The sequence below is a fragment of the Streptomyces cinereoruber genome, from assembly GCF_009299385.1.
GTDB classification, from domain to species: Bacteria; Actinomycetota; Actinomycetes; order Streptomycetales; family Streptomycetaceae; genus Streptomyces; species Streptomyces bikiniensis.
The window spans coordinates 4,951,157-4,966,547 of the sequence record NZ_CP023693.1 but is presented as its reverse complement, the minus strand read 5'-3'; the positions used below and the strand labels follow the sequence as shown (position 1 = coordinate 4,966,547).

Here is a 15,391-nt window from a genome sequence, read left to right as displayed (position 1 = left end):
CCGGGCCGTCGGCCTTGCTGCGCCGTCAGTTCACCTTGATCTGGTCGTAGACCGGGACGCTGAAGGGGTTCAGGCTGACGTTGCTCACGCGCTCCGAGTAGCCGGCGCTGCCGTTCTGGTACCAGAGCGGGATGGCGCCCATGTCGTCGCGGAGGACTTCCTCGGCCTGCTGGAAGAGGCCGACGGCCTTGGCGGTGTCGGCCTCGGCGTTGGCCTGGTTCACCAGCTTGTCGAACTCGGGGTTCGTCCACTTGCCGTCGTTGGACGAGGCGTTGGTGTAGTACAGCGGCTGGAGGAAGTTCTGGATGAGGGGGTAGTCCATCTGCCAGCCGGCGCGGAAGGGGCCGGTGAGCTTCTGCGTGGTGACCTGGTTGCGGTAGTCGGCGAAGGTGCCGACGGGGTTGCCGACGCAGGCGCGGTCGTTGCCGAGGGCGCGGTTGATGGAGTTGCAGACCGCGTCCACCCACTCCTTGTGGCTGCCGGTGTCGGCGTTGTACGAGATCCGCATGGTGCCGCCGGGGATGCCGCCGCCCTCGGCCACCAGCTTCTTCGCCTCGGCGGCGTCGTACTTGCAGAGGTCGCCGCAGACGTCCTTGAAGCCGCCGTCCTCGCCGAGGACGGGCGAGGTCCAGTCGACGGCGGGGGTGCGGGTCTTCTGGAAGATCGTCTCGGTGATCTGGTTCCGGTCGATGGCCCGCGACAGGCCCTGGCGGAGCTTCGCCTGGTTCGGCTTGTTCCAGTTCGGGTCGTAGAACGGGAAGGAGAGGGTCTGGATGATGCCGGCGGGCACGTTGATGTACCGGTCGCCGAGGTCGGCCTCGACGTTCTTGAGCTGGGCGGCGGGGACGTCGTCGACGAGGTCGAGGTTCCCGGCGATCAGGTCGGTGTAGGCGGTGTTGTTGTCGGTGTAGACCTTGAGGGTCACGCCGCCGTTCTGCGCCTTGTCGGTGCCGGGGTAGGCGTCCCACTTCTTCAGGACCATCTGGGAGCCCTTGGAGTACGAGTCGATCGTGTACGGGCCGTTGCCGACGGGCTTCGAGAGCCAGCCGGCGCGGTCGCTGAAGAAGGACTGGGGCAGCGGGGCGAAGGCCGCGTAGCCGAGGGTGACCGGCCAGGTGGAGAACTTCTGGGTGAGCTTGACCGTGAAGGTGCGGTCGCCGGTGACCTTGAGGCCGGACATGGTCTCGGCGGTGGGGTCGCCCTTCTCGGGGTGGACCTGGTCGTAGCCCTCGATCTGGCCGAAGAAGTAGGCGTTCTTCTGGTTGTTCTTCAGGTGGGCGCCGTAGTTCCAGGCGTCCACGAAGGACTTGGCGGTGACCTTCTCGCCGTTGGAGAAGGTCCAGCCGTCCTTGACGGTGATGGTGAAGTTGGTCGAGTCGGTGGTCTCGATCTTCTCGGCGAGCATGTCCTTGGCCTCGCCGGTCTTGGGGTCGTAGCGCTTGAGCCCCCGGAAGATCATGTCGAGGACCTTGCCGCCCTGGACCTCATTGGTGTTGGCGGGCTCCAGCGGGTTCTGCGGATCGCCCCACGAGGAGGACACGATGCCGTCGGCCCCTCCGCCGCCGCCGCTGTCCCCGCCGCCGCAGGCGGTCGCCGCGAGGGCGACGGCGGTGGCCAGAGCGGCCCACTTGGCGTGCGTGGCTCCGCGCATGGAGTGCCTCCCGTATGTCCTGGTTCACACTGAGAGCCCCAATATCACCCCGTATCACCACGGCTGCATGTTGTCGGCGCCCATCGGTGCGACCGCGTGCGCCGGGCGGGCGGACCGCACGGAAACGGCCGGCTCCCGGCGCCGTGGGGCGCCGGGAGCCGGCCGTGCGGAACCTCGGGACGTCAGTGCGCCGGGACGACCTGCTTCTCCTCGGCGAAGTGGCACGCCGAGAAGTGGGCGGCCGGACCGCCCTGGCCCTCGAAGGCGGACGGCACCGCGAGCAGCGGCACCTCCTGGGCGCACTTCTCCTGCGCCTTCCAGCAGCGGGTGCGGAAGCTGCAGCCCGACGGCGGGTTCGCCGGCGACGGGACGTCACCGGTGAGGATGATCCGCTCGCGGTGCGCGCGGGCCTCCGGGTCCGGCACCGGCACCGCGGAGAGCAGCGCCTGCGTGTACGGGTGCGTCGGGTGCTCGTAGATCTCGGTGTCCGTACCGATCTCGGCCATCTTGCCGAGGTACATGACGCCGACGCGGTCCGAGATGTGCCGGACGATCGACAGGTCGTGCGCGATGAAGAGGTAGGAGAGGTTGAACTCGTCCTGGAGCTTCTCCATCAGGTTGATGACCTGGGCCTGGACGGAGACGTCCAGGGCCGAGACCGGCTCGTCGCAGATGATGATCTCGGGGTTGAGCGCGAGGCCGCGGGCGATGCCGATGCGCTGGCGCTGGCCGCCGGAGAACTGGTGCGGGTACCGGTTGATGTACTCCGGGTTCAGACCGACGACGTCCAGGAGCTCCTGCACCTTGCGGCGCCGGTCGCCCTTCGGGGCCACCTCGGGGTGGATGTCGAAGGGCTCGCCGATGATGTCGCCGACCGTCATGCGCGGGTTGAGCGAGGTGTACGGGTCCTGGAACACCATCTGGATGTTCCGGCGGACCGCCTTCAGCGCGCGCCCGGACAGCTTGGTGATGTCCTGGCCCTTGTAGAAGACCTCGCCGGCGGTGGCCCGCTCCAGGTTCATCAGGAGCTTGGCGACCGTGGACTTGCCGCAGCCGGACTCGCCCACGATGCCGAGGGTCTCGCCCTGGTGGAGGTCGAAGGAGACCCCGTCCACGGCCTTGACCGCGCCGACCTGCTTCTTGAAGAGGATGCCCTGCGTCAGCGGGAAGTGCTTCTTCAGACCGCGCACCTGGAGGATCGGCTCGCCCCGCTCGACGGGGGCGTCGATGGCGGCGACCAGGGCCTCTTCGTTGGCGGCGGCCACGGCCTCGTCGTTCTTGCCGATGTCAGCCATGGATCGTCTCCTTCCAGAAGTGGCAGGCGCTCTTGCGGCCCGGAAGGTCCGTGCCGTCCTGCTCGGTGACCGGCGCCAGGGCCGGGATCTCCGTGCGGCAGATGTCCTCGGCCTTCGGGCAGCGCGGGTTGAAGGCGCAGCCGGTGGGCACGCGGAGCAGGTTGGGCGGCAGGCCCTTGATCGCGTAGAGCTCCTGGCCCTTCTGGTCCAGGCGCGGGATCGAGTCCAGCAGACCGCGGGTGTACGGGTGGGCCGGGCGCTTGTACAGCTCGTGCACGGGCGCCTGCTCGACGATCCGGCCCGCGTACATCACGGCGATCTTGTCCGCGACGTCGGCGACGACGCCGAGGTCGTGGGTGATCAGGATCAGACCCATGTTGTATTCCTGCTGGAGCTCCGCGAGGAGGTCCATGACCTGGGCCTGGACGGTCACGTCGAGAGCCGTGGTGGGCTCGTCGGCGATGATCAGGTCCGGCTCCAGGGCGAGCGCCATGGCGATCATGATGCGCTGGCGCATGCCGCCGGAGAACTGGTGGGGGTAGTCGGAGACCCGGGCCTTGGCGGCCGGGATCTTGACCTTGTCCATCAGCTCGATGGCCTTGAGCTTCGCGTCCTTCTTGGACAGGCCCTGGTGGACCCGGAACATCTCGCCGAGCTGGTAGCCGACGCTGAGGACCGGGTTCAGGGAGGACAGCGCGTCCTGGAAGATCATCGCGATCTTGCGGCCGCGGACCTTCCGGCGCTCCTCGTCGGACATCTTCAGCATGTCCTGGCCGCGGAACAGGATCTCGCCCTTGGGGATCCTGCCGGGGGGCATGTCGAGGATGCCCATGATGGCCTGCGCGGTGACGGACTTGCCGGAGCCGGACTCGCCGAGGACGGCGAGGGTCTCGCCGGCGTTCACCGAGTAGTTGACGCCGTTGACCGCCTTGGCCACACCGTCACGGGTGTGGAACTCGACGTGCAGGTCGCGGACTTCGAGCAGCGGGCCGGCGTGGGACCCGTCGCGCGGCCCGGGGACGGTCGCGGTCTTGTCGATGATGCTCATCTTTTACGCCCTCCTCAGCGCAGCTTGGGGTCGAGGGCGTTGCGGACGGCTTCGCCGAGCATGATGAACGCCAGAACGGTGAGGCTCAGCATGATCGACGGGTACAGCAGGATGTGCTGCGACGTACGGATCGCCTGAACACCCGCGGAGATGTCGACACCCCACGAGACGGTCGGGGAGGCGAGGCCGAGTCCCAGGTAGGACAGGGTCGCCTCGGCGGAGATGTAGCCGCCGAGCGCGATGGTGGCGACGACGATCACCGGGGCCATGGCGTTCGGCAGGATGTGCCGGAAGAGGATCCGGCCGGTGCCGGCGCCCAGCGCCTTGGCGGCGTGGACGTAGTCGGCCTGCTTGACCGTGATCACGGCGCCGCGCATGACGCGGGCCATCTGCGTCCAGCCGAGGAAGGCGAGGGCGAAGACGACGACCCAGACGGTGCGCTCGACGAAGGCCTGGAGGACGACCATCGCGCCGAGCAGGAAGGGGATGCCGAAGAAGACGTCGGTGAGGCGGGAGAGGACCGCGTCCACCCAGCCGCCGAAGTAACCGGCGATCATGCCCATGGTTCCGCCGACGACGGTGACGATCAGGGTGACGCAGACGCCGACGATGATCGAGGCGCGGGTGCCGTAGATCAGGCGGGCGTAGACGGAGCGGCCCTGGATGTCGTAGCCGAGCCAGCCGGGCGAGCCGATGTTGCCGAGCTCGGGCTTGCCGACGTAGTGCTTGACGAGGTCGCCGGCCGTGGGCGACGCGCTGGTGAACATCCCCGGGAAGGCGGCGATGAGCAGCAGGAAGAAGATGAGCACCGACGACACGAGGAAGTACGGGTTGCGGCGCAGGTCGCGCCACGCGTCGCCCCAGAGCGAGCGGGGCTTCTCCGCCTTGCCCTGCGGCGCGGGTGCCTCCACCGAGGGGGTGGCGACGGCGTCCGCCGCCGTGGCGGCAGCGGTCTTGGTCACGTCAGGCATACCGGATCCTCGGGTCCAGGACCGCGTACAGCAGGTCGATGAGCAGGCTGGTGATCAGGTAGACGACCACCAGGACGGTGACGAGGCCGACGAGGGTGCTGCCCTCGCGGCGGGTGATCGACTCGTAGATCAGACCGCCGACGCCCTTGACGTTGAAGATGCCTTCGGTGACGACCGCGCCGCCCATCAGGGCGCCGATGTCGGTGCCGAGGAAGGTGACGACGGGGATCATCGAGTTGCGCATGAGGTGGACGCCGATGATGCGGCGCTTCGGCAGGCCCTTCGCGACGGCCGTGCGCATGTAGTCGGCGCGCAGGTTCTCCGCCATGGAGGTGCGGGTGAGCCGCGCCACATAGGCAAGGGAGAGACCGCCGAGGACGATGGCGGGGGCGATCATCTCGGTCAGCAGCTGGTCGTTGCTGACGTTCGGCTCGATCCAGCCGAGCTGGAAGGCGAACACCATCTTGATCAGGAAGCCGAGCACGAAGACCGGGATCGAGATGATCAGCAGGGTGAAGATCAGGATCGCGTTGTCGGCCATGCGGCCGGCGCGCAGGCCGGCGATGATGCCGAGGGTGAGGCCGAACGTGAGCTCGAAGGCGAAGGCGAGGGCCGCCAGCTGGATCGTGACGGGGAACGCGTCACCCAGGACTTCGGTCACAGGCCGGTCGTTGCGGATCTGCGTACCGAAATCGAAGTGGAAGACGATTCCACTGATGTAGTCCCAGTACTGCTTCAGGATCGGCTGGTCGAGGCCGAGCTTGTGTCTGATCTCCGCGATGGTCGCGGGCGACGCCCCCTTGTCGCCGAACAGACCGGCCACGGGGTCACCGGGCAGGCTGTAGACCATGAGGAAGATCAGCAGGGTTGTCCCGAAGAAAACCGGGATCATCTGGAGCAGTCGTCGTGCGACATAGCGCCCCATCATGCCTCCGTTGAGATGTGACGGCCGCAGCCGAGGGCCCTCCCCCGACGCGCCTGCCCGGTTTCGGACAGCACGGTGCCGTGGAAGGGCCCCCCAGCCGCTGCGTAAGGCGCCGAGACGGGACTGACGATCCGTCAGTCCCGTGACGGCATGCGGACTACGCTTTCGGGTTTACTTGTGGACCTCGACACCGGTCAGGATCGGGTCGCCGTCCTGGCCGTAAGCCACGCCCGAAACCTTCTCGGAGTAGCCCGCGTTGACCTTGTAGTACCAGAGCGGAATGGACGGCATGTAGTTGACCAGGTCCTTCTCGATGGCCTGGTACTGCTTCACCGACTCTTCCAGCGTCGCCGCGGAGTCCGCCTTGGCGATCTTGGCGTCCAGCTCCTTGTTGGAGAAGTCGCCCTGGTTGCCCGCCGCACCCGTACGGAACAGGTCCGAGATGAAGTTGGCGTTCACCGGGTAGTCGAGCACCCAGCCGGAGCGGTAGAACGACTTGACCTGCTTGGTCTTGCGGGCGGTCAGGTCGGCCTGGAAGTCCGGCTTGCCGTCACCGACACAGGCGACGCCCGTGGACTGGGTGATGGAGTTGCAGACCGCGTCCACCCACTCCTTGTGGCCGCCGTCGGCGTTGAACTGGATGCTGATCTTGTTGCCGGGGACGCCGCCGCCGGCCTTGATGAGCTCCTTGGCCTTGGCCGGGTCGAACTTGGTGACCTCGACCGCGTTCGGCTGGTAGCCGAGCACACCCTTGGCGACCCAGCCGGTGGCGGGCTCGCGGGTGCCCTGGAGCACCGTCTTGGTGATGGTGGCGCGGTCGATCGCCATGGAGAGGCCCTGGATGACCTTCGGGTCGACCGGCTTCGGCTTCTTCCACTGGTCGGCGTAGAAGGCGACGGCCACGGTCTGGATCGCGGAGTACGCCTGGTCGACGGCGCGGTCGCCGAGGTCGTCGCGGTAGACCGGGAGGTCCTTCGGGGCGAGCTGGCGCAGAACGTCGACGTTGCCCGACTTCAGGTCCTCGTAGGCGGCCTCGAGGGTGGTGTAGTTCTTGAAGACCACACCGCCGTTCTTCGCCTTGTTCGGGCCCTTGTAGTCGTCGTAACGGACGATCTCGATCTGCTTCTTGTGGTCCCAGCTCTTGAACTTGTAGGGACCGTTGCCGATCGGCTTCTGGCCGGCGGCCTTGGTGTCCTTGTAGAACGCCTCGGGCAGCGGGGCGAAGACGATGTAGGCGAGCTTGTGGCCGAAGTACGGGACGGACTTCGTCAGCTCGATGGTGAAGGTGTTCTCGTCGACGACCTTCAGACCGTCCAGCTTGTCGGAGGTGGGCTGCGCGCCCTCGCCCTCCGGGCTGAGCTTCTCGAAGCCCTTGATGTCGGCGAACCACGAGTTGAGACCCATGGCGTTCTTGACGTTGGCGTTCCAGTTCCACGCGTCCACGTAGGACTTGGCGGTGACCGGGGTGCCGTCGTGGAAGGTCCAGCCCGGCTTGAGCTTGACGGTCCACGTCTTCGAGTCCGTCGTGGTGACCGACTCGGCGTTGATCATCTCCAGCGAACCGTCGGCCTTGTAGTCGACCAGGGTCGAGAACAGGCCGGCCATGACGGCGGAGCCGTTGGACTCCATCGTGTCGCCGGTGTACAGGGGCTTCTCGGGCTCACCGAGCTCGATGGAGAAGATTCCGTTCGGGTCAACAGCGCCCTTGGCGTCGCTGCCGCCGTCGCTCTTCCCCCCGCCACAGGCGGTCGCAGCAAGGGCGACGATGATCGCGCCCGTTACCCACTTGGCGCTCTTGGCACCGCGCATGGGTTCCTCCTCATGAGTCCACTTTGTCACTACAAGAGGGGCACTCCGAGTTTCGCCGACACCCCTGACGGCTATGCACTCAAGTGCCCCGAGTGTGCTCGTGAGTCGGCACTCCCCACAGTGCGTGACCCATTGACCCGAGCTCAATGGAGCCAACTATTAAGTACGTCCGGGCCGTAAACCACACTTAAGTGGTCTCGTTTTGACAACATCGCCACCCCCCGAGGTACCGAAATCCGGACAAAGTGAGTCCAGACAGACACCCCCGAAACGGACTGTTAATACACGTTCCGGAGAGCGATGACCGCTATCCGGACGCCGGATCTCTGAATTCGACTTGACGGCCGGTCCGGGAAGGGCCCCTTCCCCGACCCCTGCGACCTCCCCCGCGGTGACCTCCGCCACGATCTTCACAGGTGACCCGGGCGGCACTTCCGGAGCTTCCCCACCGCACCCCCCGAACAATCCCCCGACGTCCCCCGGCCCGAGGACACGACTGAGCCCCGCCGGGGCCGGCGGGGCTCAGGTCGTACGCGCGGAGCCGGTCAACCGGCCCCGGATCAGGCGTTCTTGGCGCGCGAGGCCGAGCGGCTGCGCTCCTTCTGGTCCAGGACGACCTTGCGGATGCGCACGGCCTCCGGGGTCACCTCGACGCACTCGTCGTCGCGGCAGAACTCCAGCGACTGCTCCAGGGAGAGCTTGCGCGGCGGGACGATCGCCTCGAAGGAGTCGGCGGAGGAGGAGCGCATGTTGGTGAGCTTCTTCTCCTTGGTGATGTTCACGTCCATGTCGTCGGAGCGCGAGTTCTCGCCGACGATCATGCCCTCGTACACCTCGGTGCCGGGGTCGGTGAACAGGACGCCGCGCTCCTGGAGGTTGGTCATCGCGAAGGCGGTGACCGAGCCCGCGCGGTCGGCGACCAGCGAACCGTTGTTACGGGTCGTCAGGTTGCCGAACCACGGCTCGTGGCCCTCGTGGATCGAGTGGCCGATGCCCGTGCCGCGGGTCTGGGTCAGGAACTCCGTACGGAAGCCGATGAGGCCGCGGGACGGGACGACGAACTCCATGCGGACCCAGCCGGAGCCGTGGTTCGACATGTTGTCCATGCGGCCCTTGCGGACGCCCATGAGCTGCGTGACCGCGCCCATGTGCTCCTCGGGCACGTCGATCGTCATGCGCTCGACCGGCTCGTGGACCTTGCCGTCGACCATCTTGGTGACGACCTGCGGCTTGCCGATGGTGAGCTCGAAGCCCTCGCGGCGCATCTGCTCGACCAGGATGGCGAGCGCGAGCTCACCACGGCCCTGGACCTCCCAGGCGTCCGGGCGCTCGGTGTCGAGGACGCGGAGCGAGACGTTGCCGATCAGCTCGCGGTCCAGGCGGTCCTTCACCTGGCGGGCGGTGACCTTGCGGTCCTTGACCGCGGCCTTGGCGTCCGCGCCCTTGCCGGTGCCGCCTCGGCCGACCAGCGGGGAGGTGTTGGTGCCGATGACCATGGAGATGGCCGGCTCGTCCACCGTGATCAGCGGCAGCGCGATCGGGTTCTCCGGGTCGGCCAGGGTCTCGCCGATCATGATGTCCGGGATGCCGGCGACGGCGCAGATGTCACCGGGGCCCGCCACCTCGGCCGGCTTGCGGGTGAGCGCCTCGGTCATCATCAGCTCGGTGATGCGGACGTTGGAGATCGTGCCGTCCCGCTTGATCCACGCGACCGTCTGGCCCTTGCGCAGCTCGCCCTGCTCGACGCGGAGCAGCGCGATGCGGCCGAGGAAGTTGTCGGCGTCGAGGTTGGTGACGTGGGCCTGGAGCGGCGCGTCCTCCTCGTACGTCGGGGCCGGGACGTGCTCCAGGATCGTGGAGAAGAACGGCTCCAGGTTGTCGCTGTCGGCGGGGACGGTGCCGTCCTCCGGCTTGGTCAGCGAGGCGACGCCGTCACGGCCGCAGGCGTAGACGATCGGGAACTCGATCTGGTCCTCGTCCGCGTCCAGGTCGAGGAAGAGGTCGTAGGTCTCGTTGACGACCTCGTCGATGCGGGAGTCCGGGCGGTCCGTCTTGTTGATGCAGAGGATGACGGGCAGGCGCTGCTGGAGGGCCTTGCGGAGCACGAACCGGGTCTGCGGGAGCGGGCCCTCGGAGGCGTCGACCAGGAGGACGACCGCGTCGACCATCGACAGACCGCGCTCGACCTCGCCACCGAAGTCGGCGTGGCCGGGGGTGTCGATGATGTTGATCGTGATCGGGGCCCCGCCGTCCTTGGGGTGGTACTTCACCGCCGTGTTCTTGGCGAGGATCGTGATGCCCTTCTCACGTTCCAGGTCGTTCGAGTCCATCATGCGGTCGTCGAGCTGCTGGTGGGCGGCGAAGGCACCGGCCTGCTTGAGCATGGCGTCGACGATGGTCGTCTTGCCGTGGTCGACGTGGGCGACGATGGCGACGTTACGGATGTCGTGGCGCGTGGGCATGGGTGGCTTGCGCTTCTCTCGGATCGTGGGAATCGGCGTCAGTTCCTCTTACGCCCGCCGGGCGGACGCGCCACGGCTGTCTCCCATGGTACGGGGCTGCCGTGCAAGAGGCTTCCCCGCCCGGATTCCGAGAGGGTCTACGGGGAGCTTTCGAGGGTGTGGGGGAGGTGGTGCGGCCGGGTCAAGGGGCCGACGCGATCCTGCCCGCCGGGGTTACCGGCGGGCAAGGAAGTTGAGCTGGTTCTGAGGTTGTGACCTGCGGTTTCAATGCTTTCGGCGGTTTCGGTGGTTTCGTACCGCGCGCTTGCCGGCCCCTGGGGGGCCCGGCCCCGATCCGTCGGGCAGACCCTAGTCGGCCTTCTCGCCGGCCTTCTCGCCGGTCTTCTCACCGGTCCTCTTGTCGGCCTTCTTGTCCGCCTTCTTCGGGGACGCGTCCTTCTCGAAGCCGATGTCCTGGTAGCGGGGGGCGGCGAAGCCCCAGGCCCCGGCGTTCACCAGATCGGCCCTGGCGGCGACCAGCTGGGGGCGCTGGTAGAGGGGGATGGAGCCGGCGGCGGCCCAGATCCGGGCGTCGGCCTGGCGGACCAGCTCCAGGGCCTCCTCCTCGTCGAGGGTGCCCGCCGCCTGGTCGAAGAGCTGGTCGATGCGGTCGGTGCCGACCCGGGAGTAGTTCTGCTCGACCATGAGCGAGCCGTCCGAGGCGGGCTCGGGCTTGGCGAAGATCGGCCGGGCGTCGGTCGCGGGGAAGGCGGAGGCGGGCCAGGAGTAGAGGGCCAGGTCGTAGTCGCCCGAGGCGATGTGGTCCTTGAAGAAGCTCTCGTCGGGGACCTTGGTGACCTCGGTGCGGATCCCGACCGCGTCGAGCATCCGGACGATCCGGTCCCCCACGGTCCGCAGCGACTCGGAGCCGGGCCCGGACGGCAGGACGAAGCGGAGGCTGAGCGCCTTGCCGTCCTTGCCGAGGGCCTGCTGCGCCCCGGGGACGGCGGCGGGCGCGGCGGTGCCGCGCGGGGCGTAGGCCCCGGCCGCACCCCGGTCGGGCTTGACGGCCTGCGGGGCGCCGGCCCGGGCGGCGGAGCCCGTACCGGCTTCGAGGGCCTCGGGGCGGGTGTCGAGGGCTTCGGCCCGGGCCTGGAGGGCGGCGCCCTGGAGCGCGGCGGCGGGGGCCGGGGTGAGGACGCGGGTGCCGGTCCCGGGGGCGGCCTGGGCGGGGACGGCCCGGCGGTCGCCCGGCTTGTCGTCGCCGACGATGTAGAGGCCCTCGTCCGAGGGGGCGTCCCCGGAGGCCTCGTCGCTCTTCTTCTTGGCGTCGGCGGGGGCGGTGGCGGCGGGGGTGGCGGTGCTCTTCGCGGGCTTCTCCGCCTCCTTCTTCTCCGACGCGCCCTTCTCCGTACCCTCCTTCTTCTCCGCCTCGCTGCCCGCCTTCGTGCCGGCGGGCTGCTCGGCCCCGCCGGGGACCCAGCCGGCGTCGGCGAGGAGGGCCCGCGCCTCCTGGGTGTCCTGGCCGCCGAGGGCGTCGCTGCTGTCCTTGTACGCCGCCTGCCCGGCGAGGGCCAGGTGGCTGCCGGGGGGCTTCGCCGGGAGGCCGAGCGGCTTGAGTACGGATTCGGCCAGCTCCTGGCGGTCGATGGCACGGGCCACCGCGCGCCGCACCCGCTCGTCGGAGAGCGGCCCGGACTCGCCGTTCAGCGAGAGCTGGGTGTAGGCGGGCTCCAGGGACTTGCGGACCACGTACGTCGCGAGGGTGTCCTGCGCGCTCGCGTACCGGGCGATCGCCTCCTGGTTCTTCTTGCGGGCGGCCCGGACCTCCTCGGCCTTCTCCTCGTCGGAGCCGTGGGCGAGGGCCCAGGACTTCAGGGCCTTGGAGGGGGTGATCGAGGAGCCGGGGCCGTGGGCGAGGGCGGCCTGCGCGCCGTTCCGTCCGGCGCGGGCGTCCTTGAGCGCCAGGGAGATCCGCTCGGCCGTGGAGCGGTCGATCTCGGCCAGGTCGAGCGTGCCCGCGGCGAGGGCGTCCGCCCGGTCGGCCCGGGGGACGGGCTTGAGGACGACGGTGTCGAGCTTGGCGGCCTGCCCCCACCAGCGGGGGCTGCGGATGAGGGTGACGTCGCCGCTCTTGGCGTCGACGGACTTCAGCAGGAACGGTCCGGCGGTGGCCTTGAGGGTGGTGCGGGCGCCGTCGTTGAAGGAGTCCGGGGACCCCATGACCTGCTTCGGGTAGAGGGGGGTGAAGAGGGACTGCCAGTCGGCGTAGGGCTTGGAGAAGGTGACCCGCACCTCCAGGTCGTTCTTGCCCCGCTCGATCTTCTCGATCCGCTCGTAGCCGGAGTTCCGGGCGGTCCAGTACGCGGTGTCGCGGCCGCTCAGGGCCCGCCACTGGGCGACGAAGTCGGGCGCCCCGATCTCGCGCCCGTCGCTCCACACGGCCTGCTGGTTGAGCTTGTAGAGGACGACCTGCTTGGGCTCGGTCTCGACGACCTGCGCGGACTCCAGGTAGTCGGGGTTCCGCTGCGGCCGGCCCCGCTGGTCGAGGGTGTAGAGGGCGGGGAGCAGGGCTCCGGCGATGCGGGAGGTGGTGGCGTCGGCGTCGGCCTGGAAGGCGTTGAGGGTGGTGGGGGCGGCGTCGACGGCCCAGCGCAGGGTGCCGCCGTCGGCGACCAGGTCGCGCGGGGTGGGCGCGTTGTCCTGGACGGCGACCGGGGCGGCGTCGGCGTCGTCGTCCGCGCTGCATCCGGCGAGGGCGGTGACGGCGAGGACGGCGCTGGTGAGGGTGGCGACGGTGCGGAGCGTCCGGGAGCGGGGGCTCTTGGGGCATGTCCCCCCGTGAGGGGCGCCGATCTGGGACATGTCTGTACCCCTTCGTCCAGATTCATTCCATTTGGAGATGATCACACCTATTGCTCATCCACTGAAAAGGAAGGAGGGAATCCGGCCAGGGCGACACGGCGGAATGGCCGGAAAACGCCACTCGGGCGGCCCAACGGGCGGGGTCCGATCAGTGGGACCGGGCCGCCGGGGCCGGATCACCGGAGCCGGGCCCGTCGGCGCCTTCCGGACGGCTCCAGCCCGGTCGCGGTGCGACATACCCGGACATAACCTCACGCTTGTGACGCGAACAGCCACCCGAGCCCTTCTCGCGGTACTGGTGGCGGCGTGGTGGCTCGTCGTCCCCGCCGTGTCCGGTGCCCGCGCCGACGACCCCGTCGTCCTGTCCCGGGACGGGCAGATCACCGACCGGGTGGGCGCCCTCCGCGACCGCCGCGCCTCCGTGGAACAGGCCCTGGACCGCCTCTACGAGCAGGAGCGCGTCCAGCTCTTCGTCGTGTACGTACGGGACTTCTCCGGGCGCTCGGGCCAGGACTGGGCCGACGCCACCGCCGCGCGCAACGGCTTCGGCGCCGACGACCTGCTGCTCGCCGTCGCCACCCACGACCGGCTGTACGGCTACTCGGCCGACCCCGGCTCCGGCCTCACGCAGGCGCGGCTCGACGAGGTCGCCCGGACCGCGATCGAGCCGGCGCTGCGGCAGAACGACTGGGCCGGGGCCGCCATCGGCGCGGCGGACGGCTACGGCGCCGTCCTCGCGGACCGCCCGGTCACCGCTCCCCCGATCACCCCCGGGCCCGCCGACCCGGGCCACGCGTCCGACGACGGCCCCTCCGGCTCCGACCTGGTCCTGCCCCTGGTGCTGGTCGGCGGCGCCGGGGCGGTCGCGGCCTACGCGTACACCAAGCGGCGCAGGCGGGCCGGGACCCGTACCACGCCCGCGAACGGGCAGGGCTGGGGGCCGCCGCAGGAGCCCGCGCCGCCGACCCTGGACGAGCTGGACGGGGAGGCCCGCCGGACCCTGGTCGCCACCGACGACGCCGTCCGCACCAGCCGGGAGGAGCTGGGCTTCGCGTCGGCGCAGTTCGGCGACGAGGCGGTGCGGCCCTTCACGGAGTCCGTCGCCTTCGCCCAGGAGCAGCTGACGGCCTCGTTCCGGCTGCGGCAGAAGCTCGACGACGCCTTCCCCGAGGACGACGCGACCCGCCGGTCCATGCTGGAGGAGATCCTGCGCCGCTGCGGGGAGGCGGACGCGCGGCTCGACGCCGAGGCCGAGTCCTTCGACCGGCTGCGCGCCCTGGAGCGGACCGCGCCCGAGGCGCTGGCGGCGGTCGAGGCCGCGCTCCGGGAGCAGACGGCCCGGATGGGCACGGCCGAGGCGGCGCTGACCGCCATGCGCGAGCGGTACGCGGAGACGGCGGCCTCGCCCGTGGCCGGTGACGTGGAGCAGGCACGGGACCGGCTGGTCTTCGCGGAGGACCGCGCCGAGCAGGCCCGGCAGCGGATCGGCGCCGGTGACAACGGCGGGGCCGCCGTGCACGTCCGGGCCGCCGAGGGTGCCGTGGACCAGGCGGCCCGGCTGATCGGGGCGGTGGACCGGCGGGCGCAGGAGCTGGCCGAGGCCGTGGGTCGGCTGCCGGGCGTCCTGGCGGAGACGGACGCGGACCTCGCGGACGCCCGGGGCCTGCTGAAGGGGACCGCCGCCGGGGTGCCCACGGCCGACCTCCAGGGCCGGATCGCCCGTGCCGAGGCGGTGGTGGCCGAGGTGCGGCGGAGCGCGGAGGCCGGGCGGTACGACCCGATCGGCGCCCTGCGCCGGGTCGAGGAGGCGGACGCGGCCCTGGACGAGGCCCTGGAGGGGGCCAGGGAGCGCGAGTCGGGGACGCGGCGGGCCCGCGCGCTCCTGGACCAGGCGATGCTGACGGCCCGTTCGGCCGTCGGGGCGGCCTCCGACTACGTCGCCACCCACCGGGGCGCGGTGGGCAGCGAGGCCCGGACGCGCCTGGCCGAGGCCGGGCGCCGCTGGGAGAAGGCCCAGGCCCTCGCGGCCGACGACCCGGGGTCCGCCCTCGCGGAGGCCCGGCAGGCGGACGCGCTCGCCCGGCGGGCGCAGGACCTCGCCGAGCGGGACGTCCGCGCCTACGGCAACCCGAACGGCCCGTTCGGACCGCCGGGCACGGGAGGGGGCTCCGGCGGGGGGCTCGGCGGCGCGGTGCTCGGCGGCATCATCCTCGGCGGCCTCTTCGGCGGACGGGGCGGCGGGCCCGGGGGCTTCGGCGGCGGAGGCTTCGGCGGGGGCGGGGGTTTCGGGGGCGGAGGCTTCGGCGGCGGGCCCGGCAGCTTCGGCGGCAGCGGCACGCGCGGCCGGCTGGGCGGCGGCGGACGCTTCTGACCCGGGACCGCCGTC

9 protein-coding genes are annotated in these 15,391 nt (G+C 70.1%); 1 reads left to right on the top strand and 8 read right to left on the bottom strand.

The annotated features are described in order from the left end of the window. Positions 1 to 25: 25 nt before the first annotated feature. The 8 genes from CP977_RS22505 to CP977_RS22470 all read right to left on the bottom strand — a co-directional run bounded on the left by CP977_RS22505 (position 26) and on the right by CP977_RS22470 (position 13,005). Complete coding sequence (locus CP977_RS22505) at positions 26 to 1,651, bottom strand: peptide ABC transporter substrate-binding protein (protein WP_062752401.1); 1,626 nt, start codon at positions 1,649 to 1,651, stop codon at positions 26 to 28. A gap of 182 nt (positions 1,652 to 1,833) precedes the next feature. Then, positions 1,834 to 2,946 (bottom strand): ABC transporter ATP-binding protein, encoded by a 1,113-nt coding sequence (locus CP977_RS22500; protein WP_062752402.1) that lies wholly within the window; start codon positions 2,944 to 2,946, stop codon positions 1,834 to 1,836. Further along, positions 2,939 to 3,994 (bottom strand): ABC transporter ATP-binding protein, encoded by a 1,056-nt coding sequence (locus CP977_RS22495; protein ID WP_062752403.1) that lies wholly within the window; start codon positions 3,992 to 3,994, stop codon positions 2,939 to 2,941. Before CP977_RS22495 ends, CP977_RS22500 begins: the two co-directional genes overlap by 8 nt. Positions 3,995 to 4,008: 14 nt before the next feature. Further along, positions 4,009 to 4,965, bottom strand: a complete 957-nt coding sequence (locus tag CP977_RS22490; RefSeq protein ID WP_062752404.1) for an ABC transporter permease — start codon at positions 4,963 to 4,965, stop codon at positions 4,009 to 4,011. Then, the gene (locus tag CP977_RS22485; protein WP_062752405.1) at positions 4,958 to 5,890 is read right to left on the bottom strand and encodes an ABC transporter permease; all 933 of its coding nucleotides are present in this window, start codon (positions 5,888 to 5,890) and stop codon (positions 4,958 to 4,960) included. The genes CP977_RS22490 and CP977_RS22485 overlap by 8 nt, the downstream gene beginning before the upstream one ends. Before the next feature lie 171 nt (positions 5,891 to 6,061). Next, positions 6,062 to 7,699 (bottom strand): peptide ABC transporter substrate-binding protein, encoded by a 1,638-nt coding sequence (locus CP977_RS22480; protein WP_062752406.1) that lies wholly within the window; start codon positions 7,697 to 7,699, stop codon positions 6,062 to 6,064. A gap of 560 nt (positions 7,700 to 8,259) precedes the next feature. Beyond that, the gene (gene typA, locus CP977_RS22475) at positions 8,260 to 10,161 is read right to left on the bottom strand and encodes a translational GTPase TypA (protein ID WP_062752407.1); all 1,902 of its coding nucleotides are present in this window, start codon (positions 10,159 to 10,161) and stop codon (positions 8,260 to 8,262) included. A gap of 348 nt (positions 10,162 to 10,509) precedes the next feature. Continuing rightward, positions 10,510 to 13,005 carry an ABC transporter family substrate-binding protein gene (locus CP977_RS22470; protein WP_152370723.1) on the bottom strand — a complete coding sequence of 832 codons (2,496 nt, stop codon included), beginning with the start codon at positions 13,003 to 13,005 and terminating at the stop codon, positions 10,510 to 10,512. Between the two features lie 259 nt (positions 13,006 to 13,264). Between CP977_RS22470 and CP977_RS22465 the strand changes: the two genes are divergently transcribed. Beyond that, positions 13,265 to 15,376, top strand: a complete 2,112-nt coding sequence (locus CP977_RS22465) for a TPM domain-containing protein (RefSeq protein WP_152370722.1) — start codon at positions 13,265 to 13,267, stop codon at positions 15,374 to 15,376. The last annotated feature ends 15 nt before the right edge of the window (positions 15,377 to 15,391 follow it).

Excerpts from the sequence above, each read along its gene's own strand:
- typA (WP_062752407.1), bottom strand. The coding sequence starts at position 10,161 with ATGCCCACGCGCCACGACATCCGTAACGTCGCCATCGTCGCCCACGTC.
- CP977_RS22505 (WP_062752401.1), bottom strand. The coding sequence starts at position 1,651 with ATGCGCGGAGCCACGCACGCCAAGTGGGCCGCTCTGGCCACCGCCGTC.
- CP977_RS22480 (WP_062752406.1), bottom strand. The coding sequence starts at position 7,699 with ATGCGCGGTGCCAAGAGCGCCAAGTGGGTAACGGGCGCGATCATCGTC.
- CP977_RS22495 (WP_062752403.1), bottom strand. The coding sequence starts at position 3,994 with ATGAGCATCATCGACAAGACCGCGACCGTCCCCGGGCCGCGCGACGGG.
- CP977_RS22490 (WP_062752404.1), bottom strand. The coding sequence starts at position 4,965 with ATGCCTGACGTGACCAAGACCGCTGCCGCCACGGCGGCGGACGCCGTC.
- CP977_RS22500 (WP_062752402.1), bottom strand. The coding sequence starts at position 2,946 with ATGGCTGACATCGGCAAGAACGACGAGGCCGTGGCCGCCGCCAACGAA.
- CP977_RS22470 (WP_152370723.1), bottom strand. The coding sequence starts at position 13,005 with ATGTCCCAGATCGGCGCCCCTCACGGGGGGACATGCCCCAAGAGCCCC.
- CP977_RS22485 (WP_062752405.1), bottom strand. The coding sequence starts at position 5,890 with ATGGGGCGCTATGTCGCACGACGACTGCTCCAGATGATCCCGGTTTTC.